23 protein-coding genes are annotated in these 24,038 nt (G+C 72.5%); 11 read left to right on the forward strand and 12 right to left on the reverse strand.

The features are described from left to right. Positions 1–19: 19 nt before the first annotated feature. Both AC3CHW_RS26400 and AC3CHW_RS26405 read right to left on the reverse strand, forming a co-directional pair. Positions 20–883 carry an ABC transporter permease gene (locus tag AC3CHW_RS26400; protein ID WP_488468130.1) on the reverse strand — a complete coding sequence of 288 codons (864 nt, stop codon included), beginning with the start codon at positions 881–883 and terminating at the stop codon, positions 20–22. Further along, complete coding sequence (locus tag AC3CHW_RS26405) at positions 880–1,917, reverse strand: ATP-binding cassette domain-containing protein (protein WP_398607874.1); 1,038 nt, start codon at positions 1,915–1,917, stop codon at positions 880–882. Before AC3CHW_RS26405 ends, AC3CHW_RS26400 begins: the two co-directional genes overlap by 4 nt. A gap of 475 nt (positions 1,918–2,392) precedes the next feature. On the opposite strand from AC3CHW_RS26405, the gene AC3CHW_RS26410 reads away from it, so the two are divergent. Continuing rightward, positions 2,393–3,481 (forward strand): methyltransferase domain-containing protein, encoded by a 1,089-nt coding sequence (locus AC3CHW_RS26410; protein WP_488468131.1) that lies wholly within the window; start codon positions 2,393–2,395, stop codon positions 3,479–3,481. Between the two features lie 104 nt (positions 3,482–3,585). Here AC3CHW_RS26410 and panB read toward each other — a convergent pair whose 3' ends face one another. Then, a complete protein-coding gene (gene panB / locus AC3CHW_RS26415; protein WP_488468132.1) occupies positions 3,586–4,533 on the reverse strand; it encodes a 3-methyl-2-oxobutanoate hydroxymethyltransferase in 948 nt (315 codons plus the stop codon). A 368-nt stretch (positions 4,534–4,901) separates the two neighbouring features. Here panB and AC3CHW_RS26420 point away from each other — a divergent pair, with 368 nt between their 5' ends. From AC3CHW_RS26420 to AC3CHW_RS26430, 3 genes are all read left to right on the forward strand, one after another. Continuing rightward, positions 4,902–6,608 (forward strand): MFS transporter, encoded by a 1,707-nt coding sequence (locus AC3CHW_RS26420; RefSeq protein WP_488468133.1) that lies wholly within the window; start codon positions 4,902–4,904, stop codon positions 6,606–6,608. A gap of 149 nt (positions 6,609–6,757) precedes the next feature. Next, positions 6,758–7,396: a TetR/AcrR family transcriptional regulator gene (locus AC3CHW_RS26425; protein WP_488471174.1), complete on the forward strand. Its 639-nt coding sequence runs from the start codon at positions 6,758–6,760 to the stop codon at positions 7,394–7,396. 347 nt (positions 7,397–7,743) lie between these two features. Further along, positions 7,744–8,790, forward strand: coding sequence for an endonuclease/exonuclease/phosphatase family protein (locus AC3CHW_RS26430; protein ID WP_398607870.1), 1,047 nt, complete (start codon positions 7,744–7,746; stop codon positions 8,788–8,790). Between the two features lie 157 nt (positions 8,791–8,947). On the opposite strand, the gene AC3CHW_RS26435 is transcribed toward AC3CHW_RS26430, so the two are convergent. Beyond that, a complete protein-coding gene (locus AC3CHW_RS26435) occupies positions 8,948–9,682 on the reverse strand; it encodes a DsbA family oxidoreductase (RefSeq protein ID WP_488468134.1) in 735 nt (244 codons plus the stop codon). Between the two features lie 166 nt (positions 9,683–9,848). Continuing rightward, positions 9,849–11,024, reverse strand: coding sequence for a helix-turn-helix domain-containing protein (locus tag AC3CHW_RS26440; RefSeq protein ID WP_488468135.1), 1,176 nt, complete (start codon positions 11,022–11,024; stop codon positions 9,849–9,851). Positions 11,025–11,134: 110 nt separating this feature from the next. On the opposite strand from AC3CHW_RS26440, the gene AC3CHW_RS26445 reads away from it, so the two are divergent. Beyond that, entirely contained in the window at positions 11,135–11,548 is a 414-nt protein-coding gene (locus tag AC3CHW_RS26445) for a hypothetical protein (protein ID WP_488468136.1), read from the forward strand. Next, positions 11,548–12,012, forward strand: coding sequence for an NUDIX hydrolase (locus AC3CHW_RS26450; RefSeq protein WP_488468137.1), 465 nt, complete (start codon positions 11,548–11,550; stop codon positions 12,010–12,012). The genes AC3CHW_RS26445 and AC3CHW_RS26450 overlap by 1 nt, the downstream gene beginning before the upstream one ends. Positions 12,013–12,171: 159 nt before the next feature. Here AC3CHW_RS26450 and AC3CHW_RS26455 read toward each other — a convergent pair whose 3' ends face one another. Beyond that, entirely contained in the window at positions 12,172–12,570 is a 399-nt protein-coding gene (locus AC3CHW_RS26455; protein WP_488468138.1) for a DUF3307 domain-containing protein, read from the reverse strand. A gap of 198 nt (positions 12,571–12,768) precedes the next feature. Between AC3CHW_RS26455 and AC3CHW_RS26460 the strand changes: the two genes are divergently transcribed. The 4 genes from AC3CHW_RS26460 (at position 12,769) to AC3CHW_RS26475 (ending at position 14,461) form a co-directional block, all read left to right on the forward strand. Then, the gene (locus AC3CHW_RS26460) at positions 12,769–13,131 is read left to right on the forward strand and encodes a hypothetical protein (protein ID WP_488468139.1); all 363 of its coding nucleotides are present in this window, start codon (positions 12,769–12,771) and stop codon (positions 13,129–13,131) included. A 12-nt stretch (positions 13,132–13,143) separates the two neighbouring features. Continuing rightward, positions 13,144–13,401, forward strand: coding sequence for a YrhB domain-containing protein (locus AC3CHW_RS26465; RefSeq protein WP_488468140.1), 258 nt, complete (start codon positions 13,144–13,146; stop codon positions 13,399–13,401). A gap of 255 nt (positions 13,402–13,656) precedes the next feature. Next, positions 13,657–13,977 (forward strand): hypothetical protein, encoded by a 321-nt coding sequence (locus tag AC3CHW_RS26470; RefSeq protein ID WP_488468141.1) that lies wholly within the window; start codon positions 13,657–13,659, stop codon positions 13,975–13,977. Positions 13,978–14,203: 226 nt separating this feature from the next. After that, a complete protein-coding gene (locus AC3CHW_RS26475) occupies positions 14,204–14,461 on the forward strand; it encodes a hypothetical protein (protein ID WP_488468142.1) in 258 nt (85 codons plus the stop codon). Between the two features lie 127 nt (positions 14,462–14,588). On the opposite strand, the gene AC3CHW_RS26480 is transcribed toward AC3CHW_RS26475, so the two are convergent. Next, complete coding sequence (locus AC3CHW_RS26480; RefSeq protein ID WP_398607860.1) at positions 14,589–16,343, reverse strand: NAD+ synthase; 1,755 nt, start codon at positions 16,341–16,343, stop codon at positions 14,589–14,591. Positions 16,344–16,408: 65 nt separating this feature from the next. Then, positions 16,409–17,233 (reverse strand): helix-turn-helix transcriptional regulator, encoded by an 825-nt coding sequence (locus tag AC3CHW_RS26485; RefSeq protein ID WP_488468143.1) that lies wholly within the window; start codon positions 17,231–17,233, stop codon positions 16,409–16,411. A gap of 83 nt (positions 17,234–17,316) precedes the next feature. On the opposite strand from AC3CHW_RS26485, the gene AC3CHW_RS26490 reads away from it, so the two are divergent. Next, positions 17,317–18,234, forward strand: a complete 918-nt coding sequence (locus AC3CHW_RS26490; protein WP_459249846.1) for an NAD(P)H-binding protein — start codon at positions 17,317–17,319, stop codon at positions 18,232–18,234. A gap of 148 nt (positions 18,235–18,382) precedes the next feature. Here AC3CHW_RS26490 and AC3CHW_RS26495 read toward each other — a convergent pair whose 3' ends face one another. The 4 genes from AC3CHW_RS26495 to AC3CHW_RS26510 form a co-directional block, all read right to left on the reverse strand. Beyond that, positions 18,383–20,071 carry a multicopper oxidase family protein gene (locus tag AC3CHW_RS26495; RefSeq protein ID WP_488468144.1) on the reverse strand — a complete coding sequence of 563 codons (1,689 nt, stop codon included), beginning with the start codon at positions 20,069–20,071 and terminating at the stop codon, positions 18,383–18,385. A 153-nt stretch (positions 20,072–20,224) separates the two neighbouring features. Beyond that, the gene (locus AC3CHW_RS26500; protein ID WP_488468145.1) at positions 20,225–20,830 is read right to left on the reverse strand and encodes a hypothetical protein; all 606 of its coding nucleotides are present in this window, start codon (positions 20,828–20,830) and stop codon (positions 20,225–20,227) included. 126 nt (positions 20,831–20,956) lie between these two features. After that, positions 20,957–21,685, reverse strand: a complete 729-nt coding sequence (locus AC3CHW_RS26505; RefSeq protein ID WP_488468146.1) for a GntR family transcriptional regulator — start codon at positions 21,683–21,685, stop codon at positions 20,957–20,959. 184 nt (positions 21,686–21,869) lie between these two features. Then, a complete protein-coding gene (locus AC3CHW_RS26510) occupies positions 21,870–23,867 on the reverse strand; it encodes a collagenase (protein ID WP_488468147.1) in 1,998 nt (665 codons plus the stop codon). Positions 23,868–24,038: the final 171 nt, after the last annotated feature.

The following is a 24,038-nucleotide window of genomic DNA, read 5'->3' on the forward strand; positions in this document are numbered from 1 at the left end:
CGGCCGGCCCTGCCACGGCTCAGACCTTCGTGCGGAACTTGCGCACCGCCAGCGGGGCGATCACCACGGTGATCCCCACCGACCAGGCCAGTGTGGCCAACACCGGGTCGGCCACCGCGCCCTCGCCGTTGAGCAGGGCGCGGACCGCGTCCGCGAGGTTGGACAGCGGGTTGTAGTCGGTGAACGCCTGCAACCAGCCCGGCATCGTCCCGGTCGGGGCGAACACCGAGGACCCGAACTGCAGCGGCATCAGGATCAGGAAGCCGATGCCCTGCACCGCCTGCGGGGTCTTCATGGACAGGCCGAGCAGCATGAAGATCCAGGTGAGCGACGTGCCGAAGGCCAGCGAGAGACCGGCGGCGGCCAGCAGCTCCAGCGGGCCCGTCTTCAGGTCGAAACCGATGATGAACGCCACCAGCAGCAGGATGGTCGAGGAGACCAGCATCCGGCCGCCCTCGACTATCAGCTTGGCGACCAGCACCGAGGAGCGGGCTATCGGCATCGTGCGGAAGCGGTCCATCACCCCCTTGCTGAAGTCGTCGTTGATGCCGGTGCCCACCGACATGGCGATGTTGAGGCCACCCATGGCCAGTAGGCCCGGGATGACGTAGTTGGTGTACACGTCGCGGTTGCCGCCGAGGCTGCCACCCACCGCGCCGCCGAAGACGTACACGAACAGCAGCGTGAAGATGATCGGCATCAGCATGGCGTCGATCATCGACCCCGGGTCCTGCTTGATCTGCATCACGTTGCGGCGCGCCAGCGCGCCGATGTGGCGCAGGTTCCCGCGCAGGCCGATCCGGACGTCGTCGGACGCCCCGGCGACCTGGCCGCGCTGCTGGTCCGGAGCCTTGTCCGGAGCCGTCATGGTTGCCGCGCTCATGCGGCGACCTCCTCAAGCTTGGTTGCGTCCTGGCCCTGCTCGGCGTCCGAGGTCTTGCGGCCGGTAATGGCCAGGAACACCTCGTCCAGGCTGGGCAGATGGGTGTCGATGCTGGAAATGGTGAAGCCGCGCTGGCTGAGCAGCCCGACCAGCGCCGTGAGCTGCTCGTCGCTGACGATCGGCACGCTGACCAGGCCCTCGGCCTCGTCGGCGCGCGCGCCCGCGACGCCCTCAAGGCCCGCCTGCGCCACGGCACCGACCATCCGGTGCAACTGCTCCGGGTCGGCCGGGCGGATCTGCAGGGTCCGGCCGCCGACCTTCGCCTTCAGCTCGGCCACCTGGCCGCCGGCGATGACCTGGCCGCGGTCGATGACCGTGAGCTCGTTGGCGAGCTGCTCGGCCTCCTCCATGTACTGCGTGGTGAGCAGCACCGTGGCGCCGTCACCGACCATCCGGCGCACCTCCTCCCACACCTCGTTACGGGTGCGGGGGTCGAGGCCGGTCGTCGGTTCGTCCAGGTACAGCACCTGGGGGTTGCCGATCATCGACGCGGCGAGGTCGAGCCGGCGCCGCATGCCGCCCGAGTACTGGGCCGCCGGCCGCTTGGCGGCCTCGGTCAGCGAGAACCGCTCCAGCATGTCGTCGGCCCGCTTGCGGGCCGCGCGGCGCGACAGGTCGAGCAGCCGCCCGATCATGTAGAGGTTCTCCCAGCCGGAGAGCTTCTCGTCCACCGACGCGTACTGCCCGGTGAGGCCGATCGCCCGGCGGAGCTGGCGCGGCTGCCGCCGCACGTCGAAGCCGGCCACCAGGGCGCTGCCGGAGTCCGGCTCGACCAGCGTGGAAAGGCAGCGCACGAGCGTGGTCTTGCCCGCGCCGTTGGGACCGAGGACACCGAGCACGGTGCCTTCCTTCACGTCGAGGTCGACGCCGTCGAGCGCCTTGGTCGTGCCGTAGTGCTTGACCAACCCCCGTACCTCGACCGCGTTGCCGCGACCGGGACTTGTCTCGTGTGGTGAGTTTTGCGAACGCGTCATGGCGTAACGCTCTCAGACACCACTGACAATCGACCTACAGGCCACCGACGGCCAGCCGACATACGCGTGTCGGCAGGCCGTCGATCTCTCCTCCGCCCGCCTCTGACCTGCCCCTTACGCACACTGTCGGGGCGATTCCGGGCGCGGCCCTCCCGATCAACTTCGGCCACTCCGGGGCCGGTCGCGCCCCGCGCGCCCCGGCCGACGCGCACCCCACGGCGCACCCACGGCGTGCACGGGCCCATCCCACGGCGCGCACGGGCCCCCGTGCGCTCTCCCGCCCGCGGCCGACCCGCCTCATGCTGTCCCCGTCCGCGTCGACAGGGCGTCGACAGGGGAGGACCGACGGGTACGCACGGAAAGCCGCCACAGCCCAATCCGCGGGCGCGGCAGCCATCACCGCGCGATCAGGACGGACAACACCCCGACGTCCGCGAGCCGGGTGGCGGCACCCACCGGAAGTGAGGACCCCGAGGTGACGGCGTACGGAGCCGGACTCGCGTTTCCCGAGCCGTGGATCGAGCGGGGTTGGAACGCCGTGTCCCGCTCCGACTTCCTGCCCGACACGGTGTGGGTGCTCGACGGCGCGAGGTACCGGCGACTCCACCGAGGCAGCGAGCCCGAGCGGTGGGCGCGACTGGTGCGCGACCCCACCGCCTCCGTGGTGACCCAGGTGGACGACGGGGCGCCCGACCCCGCCGGCGGCGACGTCCCCACCAGTTCGGTCTCTGCACCCACCGCCGTGGTGGACATGCTGGCCGAACTCGATCTCCACCCGGACCAGCGCGTCCTGGAGATCGGGACCGGGAGCGGCTTCAACGCGGCCCTGCTCGCCACCCGGGTGGGCGCCGACCGCGTCGTCAGCCTGGAGATCGACGCGAACCTGGCGGCCGGTGCCCGTCGCGCTCTGCGACGGGCGGGCTACGGCGGTGTCACGGTCGTGGCCGCGGACGGCGAGCGGGGCTGGGAACCCGGCGCGCCCTATGACCGCCTGGTGGCGACGGCCTCCGTCGCGTCGATCCCGTGGGCGTGGGTGGAGCAGGTACGCCCGGGCGGGCTGGTCCTCTCCCCGTTGCGGACCGCCTTCTGCTCCCACGGGCTGGTGCGGCTCTCGGTGTCGGAGGAGACCGCCGAGGGGCGCTTCACGGGTGCCACCACGTTCATGTCCGTGCGCGGCCAACGTGGTCGGCCTCGCATCGACGCCGTCTTCTCCGCCGCGCGGTGGGAGACCAGTCGGCGAAGCCGTGCCACCTTCGACGTCGGCCTGCTGAGCGACCCGCACGCCGAGTTCGCGGTGGGCACCCGGCTCGCGGACGTGGCGCACTGGTCGCAGGGCGGTGCCCACTGGTGGTGCGGTCACGACGCGTGGGCCTACGCGGCCGGCGACGGCACGGTGTACCAGTGGGGGCCGCGCGACCTGGCCGACGAGACCGCGGCGGCGCTGGCGTGGTGGGAGCGGGCGGGGCGGCCGGAGCTGTTCGACTTCGGGTTGACCGTCACGGCGCGGGAGCACCGCGTGTGGCTCGGTGATCCGGCGCGCGGGTGGCCGCTGGCCCGCGCGTAGGCAGCCGCCTGGCGCGCGGGCCGGGTGTGCCCGGGTCGTGGCGCGCCACGACCCGGGCACGGGGCCCGAAGGGCCGGTAGGACGAGACCGCCCTACCGGAGGGCCTACCGGAACGCGTGCTCAGGCGCCGGGTAGGTGCCGCCGACGACCTCGTCGGCGAAGGACCTGGCGGCGTCGCCGAGGGTCTGGCGCAACTGCGCGTACTGCTTCACGAAGCGCGGCACCCGGCCGCCGGTCAGGCCCGCCATGTCCGTCCACACCAGCACCTGCGCGTCGCACTCCGCGCCCGCGCCGATGCCCACGGTCGGCACGTGCAGCGAGCGCGTGACCTCGGCGGCCAGCTCGGCCGGTACGAGTTCGAGCACGACGGCGAACGCCCCCGCGTCCTGCACGGCCTTGGCGTCCCGCAGCAACTGCGCGGCGGCCTCCTCGCCACGGCCCTGGACCGGGTAGCCGCCGTAGGCGTTGACGGACTGCGGGGTGAGGCCGATGTGCGCCATCACCGGGATGCCGGACCGTACGAGCAACTCGATCTGGTCGGCCGAGCGCTCGCCGCCCTCCAGCTTCACCGCGCCCACGCCCGCCTCCTTGACCAGCCGGGTCGCGCTGCGCAGGGCCTGCACGGGGCCCTCCTGGTACGCGCCGAAGGGCAGGTCGCCGACGACGAGGGCGCGCTTGGTGCCGCGCACCACGGCCGCGGAGAGGATGGTGATCTCGTCCATCGTGACCGGCACGGTGGACTCGTAGCCGAGGTGGCAGTTGCCCATCGAGTCGCCGACGAGCATGACGGGGATGCCCGCCTCGTCGAAGACCGACGCGGTCATCGCGTCGTAGGCGGTGAGCATGGGCCACTTCTCGCCGCGCTCCTTGGCGGCGGCGATGTCCCGGACGGTGATCCGCCGGGTCCCCTTGCCGCCGTACAGCGCCTTGCCGCCGTCGGGCGCGCCGGCGCCCGGTGCGGCGGCGGGGGCGGCCGGCGTGACGGGGGCGGCCGGTGTGACGGGTGTGGCTGGTGTGGTGCGTGCAGCCTGTTGCGAGGCATGCGTCGTCATGACATGGCTCCGATTTCGTCATCTCAAGGCGCCCTCACGGCGTCCCTGGACCGCCTCCATGCTGGCACGCCGCCTACCTGCTGCGGAAGGGTCGTCCACCCTCGTTCGTCCCACGGGTCACGCCCGCCATCTGGACAGCCGCCGCGCCCCCACCCGCAGCGCCCCGGGACCCGCGCCGGCGTGGGACCCCGCGTGACCGGCCGGGCCCGGCTGGGCCGCGACCGCCCGCGCGCACCCGCGCCCCCCGCGTCCGCGCCGGAGCGTGGCCGGAAAGCCGGCTACGGAAGTCGATCATCCACTCGTGGCGCTACGTAAAGACTTTCCAATACGAGACGGTCCCGTATCGGAATAGTCGTAGCCTGGGCGCCATGGCAACACCTTCCGACATAGCCACGGTCCGCACCGTGCCCGAGGCGATCCACCGCAGGCGGTGGGCGATCCTCGTCGTCCTCATGTTCAGCGTGCTGATCGTGGTGCTGGACAACTCGATCCTCAACGTCGCCATGAAGACCATCTCGTCGCCGGAGCCGACCGGCCTGGGCGCCACCCAGAGCGAGCTGGAATGGGCGATCAACTCCTACACCCTCGTCTTCGCCGGGCTCCTCTTCACCGCCGGCCTGTGCGGTGACCGGTACGGCCGCAAGAAGGTCCTGCTCGCCGGCATGGTGGTGTTCGGCATCGGCTCGGTGCTCGCCGCGTTCTCCGGATCGCCCGGCGAACTGATCACCTACCGGGCCGTGATGGGCCTCGGCGGCGCGCTGGTGATGCCCGCCACGCTGGCGATCCTGATGAACGTCTTCGAGCGGGACGAGCAGCCCAAGGCCATCGGGATCTGGGTCGCCGCCGTCGGCCTCGCCATCGCGATCGGCCCGATCACCGGCGGCGTCCTGCTCGACCACTTCTGGTGGGGCTCGGTCTTCCTCGTCAACGTCCCCGTCGTGATCGTCGGCCTGATCGCGATGGTCGTCCTGGTGCCCGACTCGCGCGACCCCGAGCCCGGCCGGCTCGACCCGATCGGCGTGCTGCTGTCCATCGTGGGGCTCATCGCGCTCGTCTACGGGATCATCAAGGGCGGCCAACTGGCCGACTTCACCGACCCCGAGGTGCTCGGCACCATCGGCCTGGGCGTGGCCGTGCTGGCGCTGTTCGTCTGGCACGAGAGGCGCAGCGACCACCCGGCCGTCGACGTCAGCTACTTCCGCAAGCCGGCCTTCTCGGCCGCCATCGCCGCCATCGCGCTGGTCTTCTTCGCGCTCATGGGCGTGACGTTCTTCATCGTCTTCTACACCCAGAGCGTGCGCGGCTACACCCCGTTGGAGTCCGGCCTGTTGCTGCTGCCGCTCGCCGTGGCGCAGTTGCTCTTCGCCCCGCGTTCGCGCCTGGTGGTCGAGCGCTTCGGGGCGCGCGCCGTGTGCACCGGCGGCATGGTGGTGATCGCGGCGACCCTCGCCGGCTTCCTGCTGCTCGACACCGACAGCTCCATCTGGGTCCTTGAGGTGCTCTTCTTCCTCCAGGGCGCGGGCATGGCGCACATCATGCCGCCCGTCACCGTCGCGATCATGCAGGCCCTGCCGCGCGACAAGGCCGGCTCCGGCTCCGCGCTCAACAACACCTTCAGGCAGGTCGGCGGCGCCCTGGGGGTCGCCGTCCTGGGGTCGCTGCTGTCGACCACGTACCGTAACGGGATCGACGACGATCTCGCGGCCGTACCCGGTCTCTCCGACGCCCAGCGGCACACCGCCGGCGAGTCCATCGAGGCCACGCTCGGCGCGGTGCAGCGGATGGGGGAGCAGGGCAGGGCGCTGGTCGAGCCCGCGCACGACGCGTTCATCCACGCCATGCACGTTACCGCCCTCAGCGCGGCCGGCGTCGCGCTGCTCGGCGCGCTGGTCGTCGCCGTGTTCCTGCCCGGCAAGGAGGCCGGCGCGGGGCCCGGCAAGGAGGCCGGCCAGGGGCCCGGCGAGAAGGCCGGCGAGGAGCCGGCCGCGCGGGCGGGGTCGGACGGCGCGGGCGCGGCCGACGGCGCCACGGAGCGCGGACACGACGAGCCGAACACGCTGGAGGCACACCGGTGATCCCCACGCCATCCGACGTCGACCAGGCGTCCGACCGGCCCGACCCCGCACCCGGGGAGGGGCCCGCCGAAGTGGCGGCCTCCTCGGGGGCCGGCGGTGCCGCGCGGACCGAGGCGTCGGATGGCGGGGCGCCGTGCGGTACGACGCCCCTGGCCGACCCCGCCGCGCCGGGATGCCCCGCGGGCCTGCCGGCCCCCGCGCCGGGGGAGCGGCGGGGTCGGCCGCGCAGCGCCGCGGCCGACACGGCGATCATCGAGACGGTGCTGCGCCTCCTCGAAGAGGGCGTCACGGTCGGCGAGTTGTCCATGGAGCGCATCGCGCGCGAGGCGGGCGTCGGCAAGGCCACCGTCTACCGCCGCTGGTCGGGCAAGCCCGCGCTGATGCTCGACGTGATGCGCGCCCTCGACGCCGACCCGCCGGCCCCCGCGGGCGAGTCGGTCCGCGACGACCTCGTGCGGATGCTGGAGTTCCTCCGTCAGCGTGGCCTGGCCAAGCGGCACTCGGCGCTGCTGCGCACGGTGGTGACGCAGGTGAAGGCGTATCCGGAACTGTGGCGGACGTACCACGAGACGGTCGTGCACAAGCGGACCGAAGTCCTGCGCGCGGTCCTGCGCCGCGGCGTCGAGCGCGGCGAGATCCGCGCCGACCAGGACGTGGACTTCCTCGCCGAACTCTTCGTCGGCCCGATGCTCTCGCGGATGCTCCTGCACGAGTGGATGGACCTGCCCGAGGGGCTCGCGGAGCGCGTCGTCGACACGGTGTTGGACGGGGTGCGCCCGCGCGGCTGAGCGTGCCGGACGGGGCCGCGAGGGTTGGCACTGACGGGTGAGACCGGTGGGTCGCGGGTGACCCTCCGCGTTGGGTTGGTTTCGGCCAGCCATGGCGGTGGCCACGTATCGGGCGGGCGACCGCCCGTGTGCGCCCGCTCCGTCCGCGCTCCCACGGCGCCGGCCGGCACGTACGCCGATTTGTGCCTGTCGTGTCACAGCGCCTGGCTCAGGCTCGCGCGGCGGAACCCGGGCCCGCCCGTCACTCGTCCTCCCTGTCGAGACGTCCACCCAGGGCGTCGGGAAACGACCTGGTCATCGCCTATGGTCTAGGCGGTGGCGGGCCGGTGAGCTAGTGAGGACGACGCATGGCGCAGGCGTACGCGGAAGAGACCGGGCACGACCGGGACGAACCCGGCCCGGTCCGCTCTCGGGTGCGTCGCCTGATCGGCTCCCGGGGGCGCCGCCTGATCAACGGCTGGCGGGGACGCGACGTCTGGCGGCGCGGCCTGGTGGTGGCGGGATGCGCGGTGCTGCTGGCGCTGTTGATGATCCTGCACGCGCAGGTCCCCAACGACGTCGGCAACCTCGGCAGCCTGCTGGAGACGTTCCTGCCGTGGATCGGCATGGTGACCATTCCGGTGCTGCTGGCCTGCGCGCTGTTCCGCAGGTCGGCCAGCGCGCTGGTGGCGCTGCTGCTGCCGGTGATCGTGTGGCTGAATCTCTTCGGTGGCCTGTTGACCAGTAAGTCCGGTTCCGGCGGGGATCTCACCGTCGTCACGCACAACGTGAACGCGGACAACTCCAACCCGGCCGGCACGGCCAGGGACGTGGCGGCGTCCGGCGCGCACGTGGTCGCGCTGGAGGAGTTGACGGCCGACGCGCTGCCCGCCTACGAGCGGGCGCTCAAGTCGGCGTACCCGTACCACACCGTCAAGGGAACGGTCGGCCTGTGGAGCGCGTACCCGATCAAGGACGCGCGGGCCGTGGACATCAAGATGGGCTGGACCCGGGCGCTACGGGCCACGGTCGCCGCGCCCAAGGGTGAGGTGGCGGTGTACGTGGCGCATCTGCCGTCGGTGCGGGTCAAGTTCAACGCGGGGTTCACGGCGGGCCAGCGCGACGACAGCGCGGAGGCCCTCGGCAAGGCCATCTCCCACGAGCGGCTGGCGAACGTGATCCTCCTCGGCGACCTGAACGGCACCATGAACGACCGCGCGCTCGCCCCCGTCACCTCCCAACTGCGCTCCGCGCAGGGCGCGGCGGGCGACGGCTTCGGCTTCAGTTGGCCCGCGTCGTTCCCCATGGCCCGCATCGACCAGATCATGGTGCGCGGCGTGGAACCGGTCTCGGCGTGGACCCTGCCGGAGACCGGCAGCGACCACCTGCCGGTCGCGGCGTCGGTCAACCTGTAGCGCCGGCCTCCTCGACCGCCGGGCCGAGCCGGGCCGTTCGCGTGGGCGAACCGGGTACGCGGGCGCACCGGGCGCCGCGCGCGGCGGCGCGGCTGCGTGGAACGCCCGCACCACCCGCCCCCGCCCCGCCGCCCCGCACCGTCCGGTCCGCCGCCGCTCAGTCGCGCGGAACCTCGCACGCGTCGCCCTCGCACGCCGCGCCGCCCTGGCCTGCCTGGCCCGCGCCGGCGTCCTGGCTGGCGGCGGCGGGTGCCGCACCGGCCGTCTCCCGGGCCACCTGCTCGAAGACGCGCAGGAACGTGTCCGCCTCCTGGCCGCCCTGGACGGCCCACTGCCCCTCGAAGACGAAGGTGGGCACGGCGGTGACGCCACGGGCGCGGGCCACCTCGATCTCGTCCAGCACCTCGTCGTGCAGGTCGTCGCCGTTCAGGAACTCGGTGATCGGGTCGCGGTCGAGCCCGACCGCGACGGCGGCGTCGGCGAGCTGCGCGCGGTCGCCGATGTCCATACCCTCGCCGAAGTGCGCGGCGAGGAGGCGCCCCTTGAGCCGCGCCTGAGCCTCGCTCCCGTACGTGTCGAGCACGTACCGCAGCAACCGGTGGGCCAGCAGCGAGTTGTTCTCCACGACCGTGTCGAAGTCGAAGACGAGGTTCTCGGCCGCGCCCAGCTCCGTGATCCGCGCGTCCATCTGCACGGACTGCGGCCCGTACTTGGCCGCCAGCACCTCACGGTGCGGCAACGGCTCCTCCGGTGCGCCGGGGTCGAGCTGGAACGGCCGGTAGACCACCTCGACCTGGTCCGCCTGCGGGTACGCGGCCAGCGCCTGCTCGAAGCGCGTCTTGCCGACGTAGCACCACGGGCATGCGATGTCGCTGTAGATCTCGACCTTCACCGGGCTACTCCTTGTTGCCACACTGATCCGCTGCTGCCTTGACATGCTCTTGAACATTCAAGCGTTCCCGGTGTTAACCAGGCCGCGCGACCGAGTATTCCCGGGGGCGGGTAAGGGTGCCTCCTGGAGTGAGGCCGCTCACCGTGGCCCCGACGGGGTCGGCCCCTCACGCGAAGTCGAGAGGGTGCGTGCCCACCATGTCGGCGAGGTGCGCCAGCGCGTCCCGCAGGCTGGGGGGCGCGTTGTCGAGCCCGCGCCCCTGCTCCGCCGCTCGCCCGAGGGCGGAGCGGACGCGCTGGGAGGAGCGCGCCTGCACGGCCGCGATGATCCGGTGGGTGAGCCCTTCGGCGTCGGGCCAGGCGCGCTCCCGGAGCAGGCAGTCGAGCAGGCGCGCGTCACTCATCCCCGCATGGCCAACCGGCACCGTCGCCGGACCGTTGACCACCCGCTGAAAAACCTCGATGGCCTCGCCCGTACGGCCGGCGTCCTGGAACACGTGCCCCAGATGCCCGTCGATCTCCTCGGGCGTCACCCACCACGCCCAGTACGGGTCGCTGTCGCGCGTCCCGTCGTCCAAAAGCGAACGGGCGAGCGCCAGAGCCTTGACCGCCTCCGTGGTACGCGCCAACCCGGCCAGCCCCTTGGCCTCCCGAACGCGGAAGATGGCCTCCACGCGAGGCGAAAGCGCGCCCTGTGCCAGCACACCCCGCGTGACGGCCAACGCCTCGGGATGGTTCCCTGTCCATTCGCCGCACATCGCGATGTTCTGCCGGATCAGCAGTTCCATGCTCGCGTCGCCGGCCTCTCGGGCCAGAGCCAGGGCCGTCTGGTTGGCCCGCCGCGCGGCGGCGTGTTGCTCGACGTCGAACAGTGCCCACCCGGCCACCTCGGCCAACTCCGCTGCTGCGGAACGGATGTCGCGCCCGTATCGTGGGTCGTAGTCGGCGCGGTCGAGCCGGTCGCGCACTATCCGGAACGCTCGCACGGCCGGCTCGGCCACGGGCACACCGAGCGGCCCGTTGTCCAGCGCGACGAGCTGCTGGGACGCCTGCCGAATGGCGTCGGCGAAGTCGGCTCCCCGGGTGTCGCTGATGCGGAGGGGGGAGTCGGTGAAGGGTGGGGGGCCTGTGTCGGGGGACGCTAATAGCGCGGTCAGTTCGCCATCGGTCCGCAACATCCGGTCCAACGCTTCGGCCAACGCCTCCGACGGCATCTGTTTGCCGGCCAGCACACGGGACAAATAGGCCGGGTCGTAGCGCATCCCACGGGAAGCGGCCCGTACTGACAGGCGCTGGTCGTTGAGGAGTTGCTTTGCCCGTCGAACGAACTCACGGTTCCCCATGGCTCCCATGGTAGTCATCACACAGTCAACGCCCGATCACTCCCCGTGGGAGTTCAGTGGCGCAAGGCTTGGGGGTGACCGATCGCGCCTACTGCTCGTAGGGAATGACCATGAGCCACACGCCTACCCCGCCCACCACGGGCGCCGAAGCCCTCCCCGCGCACCGGCCCCCAGCGCCCACCCCCACTGAAGGCGCCCCGCACACGCTGAAGCACCTCCTCTTCGAAGGCACGCACCGTGTCATCGTCAAGGGGGTGGCGCTGCGGTTCTTCCTGCGGGCTGACGGCGTGTGGGCGCCGGCCACCGACACCGACTTCCAACGCGCGTACGAACTCGCCCTCTTCGACCCCGACGCGCTGCGCAAGGACGTGTTGTGCCCGAACGCGCGGCGCGTCGAGCACACCACGGTCGAGGGGTGGTACTGGTCCAACGGGTGTCACTCGGCGGGGCTGTGCACCTTCGATGACCGGAGCCCGGAGGAGTGCGCCGGCATGGCCCGTATTGCGGGTGGGGCGGCGCCCTGATGCCTCGGCAGACGTGGGTCACCCTGCTTGTGTGGCAGCCGGCCGACCCGCTCAACCCGCTCGACGTCAACCGTGCTTGGCCTCGCGTGCTCCAGGTCGTACGGGACGGCGAGGCGGGCCCGCCCGGGGTCATCCTGCGCCCTGACGAGCCACTGCGGCAGGCTGCGGCACGGGTGACGGCGGCCCTGGGGTTACGGGCCCCGGCGCGGCCGGCCCCGCTCCTGGCCGTTGACCAGCGGCCGTCGGGGCGCGGGGGCGGCGTGGAGCAGATGGTGCTGGTGCTCGACGGTGGCACGCTGCCTACGGCGACGCTCCCGCCGTGTGGCGGATGTGGCCGGTCCCACCTGGTGTGGACGCCACTGGAAGAGGTCGAACAGCCCGCTCTGGTGCACGCGTTGCACGCCCGCGTGCGAGGCGGGCAGCCTCCGACGTTGTGGTGTGGCGAGCCCGTTGCCGGGGGTTGAGGTCCGGTTCCGCTGCGCGGTGGCCCCGCCCGTGCGTCTCCTTCGTGCGCGACGGGCGGGGCCTGACGCTGCCGTACGCCCGCTGCCTGAGCTGTGGCGCGGGCGTCAGCCCGATGGAGGGCCTGAGGCCCTCAACAAGGTCGTTCGAAGCTCATTCGCTTAGGAAAGTCCAGCAATGGCAAGTGCGGCGACAGTCAACGCCGCGACATGCGCGACCTGGTCGATGTGGGCGGCCCCTTCTTCCTCGAAAGACTTCTCCTGGAGGTTGCTTTTCATCCACCGCTCCACTGGCCACCCGCGGTCGATAAAGGAATGGCTGGCGCCGATCCAGACCAGGGCGACAGCGGACACGGAAACGCTGAAGTGGAGGTCGAGTACGGCCGCGCCCGTAGCGAGGAGGGTGGCTGACGTGCCCACATGGATCAGAGCGTGAGTGGCGTTAGCGCGCCGCCCGATCGCTGTTTGCTCTCCCTTGTGCGCTACTTGATGGTCTGTCTGGAACGGGTAGTCGGCTAACAAATGGGCGACGTATAACAGAACAAAGAGCGATGCGAACATGCGTAGTGCCTCCCAGGGGGCATGGTGGCGGGCGATGCTGTTGGTGGGCCCGCGAGTCGGCAGCTTTCCACGCCTCTCGCGGCGCCTGACGGCTTCTGGTCATCTAGGGGCGCCCGTTTCACGGGCCGTTCGCTCGCGCCGGCAGTGATCAACACGCCCGATTAGCCAGTTGTTGAACGGAATCGAGTGGTGGCCGTGATGGAGAAGATCGAGAGTCCGGTGGCCGAGGGCCTGGTCGTCTGGCGCGCGTACGAAGAAGGCGGGCGGAGGTCGGGCCCGCCGACCGCGCCTGTCTACATGGCCACCGCGGTGTTCGTGCGGGGCGGTGAGGAAGCGGTCCAGCCTGGCTGGCCGGCCTCGGCGGACCAACTGAGCATCCTGTTGCAGGAGGTCGAGCGACTGGACGGCCATCGCCGGCGGTGTCTGGTGGGATTCCTCGTGCCCGAGTTGGCCCTGCCTCACCTGCGCCCGGGAGCGGAACTGCTGGTGCTGGAGGGCCCGCGCGCGGTCGCCGGCGCGCGGATCGATACGGTGCTCACCCGTGGACAGCCGGGGACCTGAAGGCGCTGAGCGATGATCGAAGAGAGCCGGGCAAGGGAATTGGCGGCGGAGTTCGCCAAGGGGAAATCGCTGGAGATGGAACTCGCCATCGCGCCCGAGCCTCCCGTACTGCGGGGCGACGTGGCGTATTTCGCCTGCCAGTCCGCCGAGTTCTTGCGGACCGGTAACTGGCGGGACATGGCCGTCGGAAACGGCCCGGTCGCTGTGGATCTCGTGACCGGGGAGTGCCACATGCTGGGCGCAGCGGAGGCCGCTGAGATGGAACTCTAGTGCGGGCCAACTGCTCCGCGCGCACGATGGCCCGCCCGCCGGAACCCACCGGCGGGCCGTTCGCGCGCGGCGCCGCCAGCCGTGCCGGGGCGCCGCCTCCGGCTCGAAGCCCGCCGCGACGATTCCCGCGTTGCCCGATGCCCGATCTGGGCGTGAATTCCACTCCATGGTCCACGGGTTTGTGGGCGCTGCAATGCGGCGTGGGCCGAGTACGAGCGCGCCGAGAACGCGGAAGTGAATGCAAAGGCGGATCTCATGGCAGACGACTTCCACCTGTACGGAAGTGAAGAACTGACCCCGAGCGCACTCAGGAATGTGGTGCGAGAGTCGCTGGGCTATTCCTCTGAGGAGCGCGAGAGTGGCTTCAAGGGCGGCATTTACTATCTCCACAAGGAGCAGGGCGGCGGCACGATGTCCATCGAGACCAACTGGGTTGATGAAGACGGCTATCCGGCCGAGCCGGACTTCCCGGAGCATCGCACCCTGCTCTACGTGACGAATCCGACCCAGCGGGACCACGACCGTCTGAGCCGAACGAGCGGCCTGCGTCTCCTGCGGCGCACGCGGGTCGACTGACCCGAGCGCGTAGCGGCCCGCCGGCCCCCCGGCGGGCCGCTCGCGCGCGGCACCGCCCCGGCCACCACGCCGGCGTCGAACAACTCGTCCGGACCGACCACTGGATCAACCAGTTGATGAGCGGAATCGAGTGGTGGGCGTGCTGGAGGGTCCGCGCGCGGTCGCCGGCGCGCGGATCGATACGGTGCTTACCCATGGACAGCCGGGGACCTGAAGGCGCTGAGTGATGATCGAAGAGAGCGAAGCAAGGGAGTTGGCGGCGGAGTTCGCCAAGGGGTATTCGCTGGAGATGGAGTTCGCCATCATCCCCCGCCCGCCCGTGCGGCGGGGTGATATCGCGTACTTCGGTTGCCAGTCCGCCACGTTCTTGCGGACCCGTAACTGGCGGGACATGGCCGTTGGTGGTGGTCCGGTAGCCGTGAATCTCGTGACGGGGGAGTGTCGCATGCTGGGCGCCGATGAGGCCGCAGATATGGAGATCTAGCGCGGCTCAACTGCCCCCGCGTTCACGACGGCCCGCCGGAAACCACCGGCGGGCCGCTCGCACGCCGCCCCCAGCCGACCCGCGCCAGCCACCCCCGACCCGACCCGACCCGCGTCAGCGCCCCCGCTCAACCCGACTCGCGCCACCGGTTGGTGATGGGCAGGCGGCGGTCCTTGCCGAAGCCCTTGGCGGAGATCTTGGTGCCCGGCGGGTACTGGCGGCGCTTGTACTCCGCCGCGTCCACCATGCGCAGCACCCGGGTCACCACCTCCGGGTCGAAGCCGGCGGCGACGATCTCCGCGCTGCCCTGGTCGCGGTCGACGTAGCGCTCCAGGATCTGGTCGAGCACGTCGTAGTCGGGCAGTGAGTCGGCGTCGACCTGGCCCGGGCGCAGTTCGGCGCTCGGGGGCTTGGTGATCGAGTTCTCCGGGATCGGCGGCGTCTGGCCGCGTTCCTCGGCCGCCTGGTTGCGCCACCGCGCCAGGCGGAAGACGCCCGTCTTGTAGAGGTCCTTGATCGGGCCGTACGCGCCGACGGAGTCGCCGTAGAGCGTGGAGTAGCCGCAGGCCAGTTCCGACTTGTTGCCGGGGGCCAGCACGATGTGGCCCTCCTGGTTGGAGAGCGCCATCAGCAGCGTGCCGCGCAGCCGCGCCTGGAGGTTCTCCTCGGCGAGGCCGGTCAGGTCGAGCGAGCCCATGTACGCGTCGAACATCGGGACGATGGGCACCGTACGGAAGTTGAGGCCGGTGCGCCGGGCCAGCTCGGCGGCGTCCTCCTTGGAGTGGCCGGAGCTGTACTTCGACGGCATGGACACGCCGTACACGTTGCGCGCGCCCAGCGCGTCGCACGCGATGGCCGCCACCAGCGCCGAGTCGATGCCGCCGGAGAGGCCGATGAGCACGCTGCGGAAGCCGTTCTTGGCGACGTACGCGCGCAGGCCCACCACCAGGGCGGTGTAGATCTCCTCCGCGTCACCGAGCCGCTCGGCCTCGCCGCCGGCCAACTCCCGCTCGTACGCCGGCACCGGATCCTGGCTCAGGGTGACGTGGTCGACGCGCAGCCCGTCGTCGACCACGCCCGACGGGGGCTCGGGCGCGGCGGCCGGCAGGTCCAGGTCGACCAGGACGCAACCCTCGGCGAACTGCGGGGCCCGCGCGATCACCTCGCCCTCCCGGTCGACGACGATCGAGTCGCCGTCGAAGACCAGGTCGTCCTGGCCGCCGATCATGGCGAGGTAGGCGGTGGTGCAGCCGGCCTCCCGGGCGCGCCTGCGTACCAGTTCGAGTCGGGTGTCGTCCTTCTCGCGCTCGTACGGGGAGGCGTTGATGGACACCAGCAGGCCGGCGCCGGCGGAGCGGGTGGCGGGCACCCGGCCGCCCTCCTGCCACAGGTCCTCGCAGATGGCGAGGGCGACGTCGACGCCGTGCACCCGGATGACCGGCAGCGTCTCGCCGGGCACGAAGTAGCGGAACTCGTCGAAGACGCCGTAGTTCGGCAGGTGGTGCTTGGCGAAGGTGAGTGCCACCTGCCCGCGGTGCAGCACGGCCGCGGCGTTGCGCGGCGCGCCCGCGGGCTGGCCGTAGCGCGGCTGCTCCTTGTCGCTGCGGTCCAGGTAGCCGACGATCACCGGCAGCTCGCCGAAGCCCTCGGCGCCCAGCCGGGCGGCGAGCGCGGTCAGCGCGGCGCGGGACGCCTCGACGAAGGAGGCGCGCAGCGCCAGGTCCTCGACGGGGTAGCCGGTCAGCGCCATCTCGGGGAACGCCACCAGGTGGGCGCCCTGTTCGGCGGCGTGCCGGGTCCATTGGACGACGGCCTCCGCGTTGGCCGCGAGGTCACCGACGGTGGAGTCGATCTGGTTCAGAGCGAGGCGAAGTTGAGGCACGCCGGCCAGTGTAATCGTCTGTTTGACGCGATGGGGTGGTGAGGGCGGCCACACCGCGCCGGGCGTCACTCGGCGGGCTCCGCGGGCGTCGCGGACTCGGCTGGTTCCAGGGGTTTCGCCGGCTCCGCGGACTCCGCCGGCTCCGCGGCGCCGCGCGGCGCGCCCGGCGTGGTGCCCGACGGGCGCTCCGTCGCGCGGCCGAAGTCGGTGGTCAGCCAGTGCTCGATGGACGCGTCGGGGAACGGGCGCGGCGGGAAGCCGCCCGCCACCCGGGTGATGTCGGCGATCCGGTCGAGCCGGAAGGTGCGCCAGTCGTCCCGGTCCACGTCGAACGCCACGAGGTACCACGCGCCGGCGCGCAGGAAGTGGCGGTACGGCTCGACCAGTCGGGTCGAGCGCCGGTCGTGCTGGTCGGTGTAGCGGAAGCGGAGCCTGCCGCCCTCGGCGACCGCGTCCGCGATCACGCCCACGGTCGCCGCCGCGACCACGGCCCCGGGCTGCTGGAGCACCTCGGTGGCCAGATCGGTCGCGGCGGCGCGGCGGCGCAGCGGGCGGGGCAGCACCTGGTCGAGCTTGAGCAGCGCGCTGGAGGCGACCGCCTCCTCCGGGAGCCAGGCGCGGATCAGGTGCAGCCCGGCCACCAGCGCGGTGATCTCGTCGGCGGTGAACAGCAGCGGCGGCACCCTGACCCCGGGGCGCAGCCGGTACGTGCTGCCGGGGCCCGGGCGGGCCTCGACCGCGTAGCCGAGCCGGCGCAGCCGCTGGGCGTCGCGGCGCACCGTGCGCGTGCTCGTGCCGAGCCGTTCGGCCAGGTCGGCGGCGGTCCACTCGCCGCCGGACTGCAACAACGTCAGCAGGGCCAGGGTCCTGGTCGTCGGGTCGTGGTCCATCTACGCAACCTCTCAGAAGAGGAGGACGGGTTCCGGCCGGCTCTCCTCCTAGCCTGCGGGCAGAGCCACCGAAGGAGACAACCATGCGGAGCGAGACAACCGTGCAGGACCAGGCAACCCCGCGGATCGCCGTGACCACTCCCACCGGCAACGTCGGCCGGCACGTCGTCGCCGCGCTGCTGCGCGCCGGGGTGCGACCGCGCGTGCTGCTGCGCGACCCCGGCCGGCTCGCCCCCGACCTGCGGGAGGCGGTGGACGCCGTACGGGTCGACCAGTACGACGCCGACGCGGTGTCGGCCGCTACTACGGGCGTGGACGCGCTGTTCTGGGTGGACCCGACCACCGGCGGCCCGGACCCGCTCGACGAGTACGCGCGCGCCACCCGCAGCGTGGTCCGCGCCGTCACCGACAACTCGATCGGCCGTGTCGTCTTCCAGAGCAGCGTCGGCGCCGAGAAGCGGCGGGGCGCTGGCGAGATCGACGGCCTGGCCCACACCGAACTGGCCCTGGACGACACCGGCGTCGACGTCACCCACCTGCGGTGCGGCTACTTCTTCAGCAACCTGGAACACCAACTCGACGCCCTGCGGGCGGGGACCCTCCAGGTGATCCTGCCGCTCGACGCGCCCATGCCCTGGGTGGCGCCGCGCGACATCGCCGAGGTGGCCGTCGCGCGGCTGCTGTCGCCCGGCTGGTCCGGGCGGTGCGTGCGGGCGGTGCACGGACCGGCCGACCTGACCTGGCGACAGGTGGCCGACATCCTGGGCGCGGCCACCGGTCGGCCCGTCGGCGTCGAGCGGATCACCGACGACGCGATGCGCGCCCAGCTGCGGCGGGTCGGGATGGCCGACGCGGCGGTCGAGGCCATGCTCGGCATGTCGACCGGCCTGCGCGAGGACTTCGTCCCCGAACAGCCCCGCACCGTCCACACCACCACCCCCACCACCCTCGCCGCCTGGGCCTACGACCACCTGCGACCCCGGCTCGCCGACGCGCCGTGAGGCGGCCCGACCCGGCCCGACCTGACGTGGTCCGACCTGGCCCGGCCTGGGTGCGGGTGCCCGGGCCGGGCCCGTGGTCGCGGCCCCGCACGCACGGTCCCGTCGCGGGGCTACGGACGGACCCGCCGCAGCCCCGCGCGCCGGGGCGTTACTTCCGGTAGCCGAGGACCGTCATCATGCCCGACTCCGCGTGGTAGACGTTGTGGCAGTGGAGCATCCACAGGCCCGGGTTGTCCGCGTCGAAGTCCACGTCGAGGCGGCGTCCCGGCAACACGATGGCGGTGTCCTTGCGCGCCCCGCCGCCCGCCGCCGCCCCGCCGCCCGCCGCCGCCCCGCCGCCCGCCGCCGCCCCGGCGCGCGCGCCGGAGGGCGAGGCCAGCGCGAAGGTGTGCCCGTGCAGGTGCATCGGGTGCCACATGGTCGTGTCGTTGACGAACGACAGCCGCACGCGTTCGCCCGCCCGCACCGGATAGCGCTGCTCCGGGCTGTAGGGCCTGCCGTTGATCGCCCAGTCGTAGCGCGCCATCGAGCCGGTCAGCCGCAACCGCACCGTACGGTCCGGCGCGCCGGCGGCCAGCCGTACGGGCTCGGCCGCGCGCAGCTTCTCCGCGGTCAGCAGCGTGCCGGTCAGCTCGCGCGGGCGGACGTCCGCGGCCGGCGCGGCGCCGCCGCCGGTGCGCAGCACGGCGAGCGCGGCCTGCCGCTTCCCCTCGGCCACGGCGGTCAGCGGGAACACCCCGTCGCCCACCGTGACCAGCACGTCGTAGCGCTCGCCCATGCCCAGCAGCAGCGCGTCCGTGCGCGCGTGCTCGACGGGGAAGCCGTCGGTGTGCGTGACGGTCATGGTGTGCCCGCCGAGCGCCACCCGGAAGGCGGTGTCCCCGCCCGCGTTGACGAGCCGGATGCGCACCCGGTCCCCGGGGCGCGCCCTGAAAGTGTGCGGGTCCTTGGCCGTACGCCCGTTGACCAGGTAGTACGGGTACGCCACGTCGCCCGCGTCGCCGCCCAGGAGCTTGCTGGTCGCGCCCATCATCATCCGGGGCGGCCCGGAGCGCGCCGGCCCCGTCGGCGTACCGCTGGGGCTCGCGCCCCCGTGGTCCATCTCCCCGTGGTCCATCCCGCCGTGGCCGCCGGCGCCCGCGTCCCCGTGGCCCATGCCCGAGCTGAGTTCGGCGAGCACCGCGTCCGGGGTGCTGCCCTGGACGCCGTCCACCCAGTCGTCGAGCACCACGACCCACTCCCTGTCGTACGCGAGCGGCTCCTTGGGGTCCTCGACGATGAGCGGCGCGTACAGGCCACGGTCCTGTTGCACGCCGGTGTGCGGGTGGAACCAGTACGTGCCGGGGTGCGGCACCGCGAACCGGTAGGTGTGCGAGGCACCGGCTCGCACCGGGCGCTGGGTGAGGCCGGGCACGCCGTCCATGTCGTTGCGCAGCGCGAGGCCGTGCCAGTGCAGCGAGGTGGCCTGCGGCAGGTGGTTGGCGAGGGTGAGGGCGAGCGTGTCGCCCGCGGTGATCCGCAGCTCGCGCCCCGGCAACTGGCCGTCGTACGCCCACGAGTCGACGCTCACCCCGCCGCCCAGGTCGAGCCGGGCGCGGGCGGCGGTCAGGCTCACCTCACGTACCGGGCCCGGGCGGCGCCGGCGCTCGGCGGCGGCGACCGCGGGGTCGTCGGGGGCGACGTAGTCGCCGGGGGTGGCGTCCTTGCCGTGGCCGCCGTGCGAACCGGAACCCGAAGGGGAACCCGAGTCGGAGTCGGAGGAACAGGCGGCGAGCAGGCCGCCGCCGGCCAGCGCGGTGGTGGCGGCCAACAGGGCACGCCGGGAGGTTGTGCGCATGACGAAAGCACCTCGATCGGTGTCGACGCGTAAGGGTGGGCTCGGCCGCCGCTCGCGGGCACCGCGCGGCACCCGGCCGACGCCCGGGCACACGTGTGCCGGGTCGGTCGAGCGGGTTCGCTGCGAGGTGGTGGGGGAGCGGCGCGGGCCGTCCTACAGGCGCAGCACCGTGGTGCGTGTCGGGGGCGCGGGGCGGGGCGGCGGAGCGGGCCACGGCGCGGGGGCGTACGCGGTGCCGAGCCGGGCCACGCGGGCACTGGCCCGGCGTCGGGCAGCCGCGCTCAGCAGCAGTACGACGGACCACGCCGCGAGCACCGCGAGGCAGACCGACAGCGGGTCCATCCCGCCGTGCCCGGGCGCGCCGAACTGACGCGGATCACCGAGCTGACGCGGATCGCCGAGGCCGACCGCGTCACCTGACGCGAGGATGTCGTGTGAGGCACGGACGTCGTCCGAGGTGAGAGCGTCCTCCGAGGTGAGGGCGTCGTGCGAGGTGAGGGTGGGGTGGTCGGCGGCGTGGGCGGCCGGGGCGGGAGCGGCCGGCGGTGGGCCGGCTGGCGGGGCGTCAGCCATCGGCGGGTGGCCGGGCGCCACCCCGCTCGACCGCGCGTGTCCGGCCGTACCGCCGTGCTCCGTGGGATGGCCGAGCGTGTGCATGGTGACGATGCCGAACAGCAGGGCCGTGAACAGCAACAGCCGGGCACCCCAGGCGGTGCCGCCTCGCTGCTGGTTCGGCGCCGCGCGCTCCCGTACGGTCATCGCGGGCCAGCTTACCCCCGTGGGGTATGACCGCAGAAGGCTGGGTCGCGGGCCGCGCACCGCCGCCCGCCCGCCGCGCGCACCCGTGTACGCCGTGCACCCGCGTACGCCGCCCGCGCCGCGCGCCTACTCCGCCCCGCCCCTGTCTCCGTCCCCGTTCCCGTGCTCGTCCCCGTCCCCGTCCTCGCCCTTGACCGGTGAGGACCACAGCGAGCGGACGTGGCCCAGGTGGCGGCGCATGCACTCCTGGGCGCCCGTGGCGTCGCCCGCGATCATCAGGTCGAGGAGTTCCAGGTGCTCCTCGGCCGAGGCGATCAGCTCCCCGTTGCGGTCGAGCCGGGCGAGGCCGAACAGCCGGGCCCGCTTGCGCAGGTCGCCGACGACCTCCACCAGGCGGGCGTTGCCGGCCAGGCCCACGAGCTGGAGGTGGAACCTGCGGTCCGCCTCCAGGTAGCCGATCAGGTCGTGCCGGCCGGCGGCGGCCACGATCTCCTGGGCCACCGGGCGCATCGACTCCAGGTCCTCCACGGAGACTGTGCGGGTCACCCGCCCGATGGTGGGCACCTCGATCAACTCGCGGATCTCGCTGTACTCGTCGAGGTCGCGGTCGGACAACTCGGTGATCCGAAAGCCCTTGTTGCGGACCGGCTCCACCATGCCCTCGCGGGCCAGGGCGAGCATGGCCTCGCGGACCGGCGTCGCCGAGACGCCCAGTTCGGCGGCGAGCGCCGGGGCGGAGTACACGGTTCCGGCCTGGAGTTCGCCGGCGATCATGGCGGCGCGCAGGGCGTTCGCCACCTGGTCGCGCAGCCGCTCCTGGACCAAGATCAGGTTGCGTTGCCGCAGGTCAGCCACGTGGGCCTCCGTCCTAGGTTCGGCCCGGAGAGTATAACTTCACATGTCATCAAGCCTTCGGCCCAACCGGTAGCACCCATGGCGTGAGGGGCCGCCGCCCCCGGCCCGGGTGGGGTCCGGGCCGGGGGCGGCGGGGCGTGGCGGCGAGGCCGGCCGTGGGTGGCCGGGCCCCGCGGGGCGTGCGTCAGGCCGTCCTGGCGCAGCCGCCGGCCGCGCACTCGGTCAACCAGGCGTCCCAGTCGGCGTCGTAGTCGCTGCCGATGGTCCGCGTGAGGTGCTGCCGCGCGGCCTGCCAGTCGCCCGCGCGGTAGTGCCCGAGCACCGTGTCCACGTCGTCGCGGTGGCGTTCGAGCAGGTAGCGCACGGCGAGGTAGCCCCAGCGGTAGACGCGGGTGGTGTCGGCGTTCTCGTACGTGGTGTCGAAGAGCGTGCTCAGCGGGTAGGTGTGCTTGCCGGCCTCGGCGGCGGCCTCCTCGTAGGGCAGGTCGCGGTAGGAGTACGAGACGTACTCGGCGAAGCCCTCGATCCACCACACGGTCGGCGTGCTGACCCCGGCCGCGAAGTCGCCGTGCAGGTTGAACCGGCCGTCGAGGTAGTGGGTGTACTCGTGGTTGAGGTTCCAGATCGCGAAGTCGGGCCGCAGCCACTCCGCCTCGTAGGCGATGAACCGTGGCTTGTTGCCCTCCACCGACGGGTCGCCCTCGAGGTACATGCCGCCGTTGTTGGTGTCGATGCCGAAGATGGCGCCGGCGTACGTCTGGTAGTCGGTGCTGGAGTCGAAGGCGGTGACCTCGATGGTCTCGTTGTGGTCGTCGGCGACCGGGCCGTTGTCCCGCGCGATGTCGTGGAAGAAGGCGTCCTGGCTGGTCAGGCTGGCGCAGGTGGCGGCCAACTGCTCCGCGTTGATCTCCTGGGCGCGGATGTCGATGCTCGGCCCGCACGCGTGCCGCACCGGCAGCGCCGCATCGGTCAGCCGCTCGGGCAGGTCACAGGTGCCGTACGTGGCGCAGTTGGCCCCGTCGTACGCGGCGGTCATCTCGGCGACGCCGACCCACAGCGGGGCCGTGCGGCCGGTGATCTCACTGCGCTGGAGCAGCCCTCTGGCCAGCGGGGTGACCTCGGGCCGCAGCGTGGCGTGCTGGAGGAAGCGGCCGAGTTCGCGCCCGGCGTTCGAGGTCAGATAGCTCTGCTCGCCGCCGAGCAGGTCCAGGTGTTGCTCGGCGAAGTCGGAAAGCGTGCGCAGGATGCTCGGGTCCTGCTCGACGGCGCTCACGAACTCGGGCACCTGGTGACCACGGAAGAGCACGGTGTACACGTTGTTGACCGCGTTGAGCATCCACCAGGAGTCGTCGTACGAGGCGTCGTACCCCTCCAACAGCCGCTTGACCACCGGCAGGTAGCGGGCGTTCTCCTCGGCGCTGTCGATCAGGGTGACGGCCTCGGCCAGGGTCTCGCCGTTGGCGTCCGTGACGTCGCCCGCGTGCGCGGAGTCGAAGAACGCGTCGAGGCCGCCCTGGATCGCCGCGCGCAGCGCCGGCCCGTACTCACCGACGTCGTCCGGGTTGTACCAGTGGACGAAGTACCCGGCCCGCAGGAACAGCACGATCTGCGGCATGCCGGTCGAGCCGTCGCCCGGGTAGTCGGCGGAGCCGGCGCGCAGCGCGTCGGCCACGGTGACCATCTGCTCCTCGCGGAAGGCGCCGCGCGCGTCGGCGCCGGTGAGGTTGAAGAGGGTGTTGACGCAGTCCGGGGCCGCGCCCCTGACCTTCTCGACCAGGGCCGCGCCCGTGTTGCCGGTGAAGTCGCCGACGTCGCACGCCGCGCGCGCCCTCCCGCGCGCCGAGGGGCGGCGCTGCTCGGGGGAGAGCGTGTCGAGCGTGGCGGACACGTCGTAGTCCCGCCGCAGCGCGTCCCGGTCGGCCGACAGGGGCGGGCGCTGGTCGAGCGGGGTGCGCGCGTCGCGTACGTGCTCGGCCTCGACGGGCCGCGCGGCGGACGGCGCCGGCCCGAGCGGCCCCGCGCCGTCCGGGCCCTGCGCGGTGGTGGGCGCGGCGCTGGGCGTGGGGGGTGCGGCGGCGGGGGCCGCCTGGCTCGGGGCGGCGAGCAGCCCGCCGCCGAGGCACAGGGACAGGGCCAGGGCCGCCAGTGGGCCGGTGCGCCGTCGCACCGGGGTCCTTCTCATCGCAGATGCCTCCTGTGGGGGTGGAGTGGCCGTGCGCGGGGCGCACGGGACGCCGCACCGTCGTCGTGTCATGAACACGTACAGGGCGTGTGCCATGTAAAATTTCACACGTCACCTCACGCAGGGAAGAGTTGAGCGCGAAAGAGTTCCGCGGGCGTGTTCCGGCCCGCG

Source organism: Streptomyces sp. MGP-BFMKR1 (genome assembly GCF_057766585.1).

Bases quoted from the DNA above. Each gene is read 5' to 3' on its own strand.
- AC3CHW_RS26430 (WP_398607870.1), top strand. From the start codon at position 7,744: ATGGCGCAGGCGTACGCGGAAGAGACCGGGCACGACCGGGACGAACCC.
- AC3CHW_RS26445 (WP_488468136.1), top strand. From the start codon at position 11,135: ATGAGCCACACGCCTACCCCGCCCACCACGGGCGCCGAAGCCCTCCCC.
- AC3CHW_RS26450 (WP_488468137.1), top strand. From the start codon at position 11,548: ATGCCTCGGCAGACGTGGGTCACCCTGCTTGTGTGGCAGCCGGCCGAC.
- AC3CHW_RS26485 (WP_488468143.1), bottom strand. From the start codon at position 17,233: ATGGACCACGACCCGACGACCAGGACCCTGGCCCTGCTGACGTTGTTG.
- AC3CHW_RS26405 (WP_398607874.1), bottom strand. From the start codon at position 1,917: ATGACGCGTTCGCAAAACTCACCACACGAGACAAGTCCCGGTCGCGGC.
- AC3CHW_RS26420 (WP_488468133.1), top strand. From the start codon at position 4,902: ATGGCAACACCTTCCGACATAGCCACGGTCCGCACCGTGCCCGAGGCG.
- AC3CHW_RS26400 (WP_488468130.1), bottom strand. From the start codon at position 883: ATGAGCGCGGCAACCATGACGGCTCCGGACAAGGCTCCGGACCAGCAG.
- AC3CHW_RS26440 (WP_488468135.1), bottom strand. From the start codon at position 11,024: ATGGGGAACCGTGAGTTCGTTCGACGGGCAAAGCAACTCCTCAACGAC.
- AC3CHW_RS26510 (WP_488468147.1), bottom strand. From the start codon at position 23,867: ATGAGAAGGACCCCGGTGCGACGGCGCACCGGCCCACTGGCGGCCCTG.
- AC3CHW_RS26495 (WP_488468144.1), bottom strand. From the start codon at position 20,071: ATGCGCACAACCTCCCGGCGTGCCCTGTTGGCCGCCACCACCGCGCTG.
- AC3CHW_RS26470 (WP_488468141.1), top strand. From the start codon at position 13,657: ATGGCAGACGACTTCCACCTGTACGGAAGTGAAGAACTGACCCCGAGC.
- panB (WP_488468132.1), bottom strand. From the start codon at position 4,533: ATGACGACGCATGCCTCGCAACAGGCTGCACGCACCACACCAGCCACA.
- AC3CHW_RS26500 (WP_488468145.1), bottom strand. From the start codon at position 20,830: ATGACCGTACGGGAGCGCGCGGCGCCGAACCAGCAGCGAGGCGGCACC.
- AC3CHW_RS26475 (WP_488468142.1), top strand. From the start codon at position 14,204: ATGATCGAAGAGAGCGAAGCAAGGGAGTTGGCGGCGGAGTTCGCCAAG.
- AC3CHW_RS26460 (WP_488468139.1), top strand. From the start codon at position 12,769: ATGGAGAAGATCGAGAGTCCGGTGGCCGAGGGCCTGGTCGTCTGGCGC.
- AC3CHW_RS26455 (WP_488468138.1), bottom strand. From the start codon at position 12,570: ATGTTCGCATCGCTCTTTGTTCTGTTATACGTCGCCCATTTGTTAGCC.
- AC3CHW_RS26465 (WP_488468140.1), top strand. From the start codon at position 13,144: ATGATCGAAGAGAGCCGGGCAAGGGAATTGGCGGCGGAGTTCGCCAAG.
- AC3CHW_RS26490 (WP_459249846.1), top strand. From the start codon at position 17,317: ATGCGGAGCGAGACAACCGTGCAGGACCAGGCAACCCCGCGGATCGCC.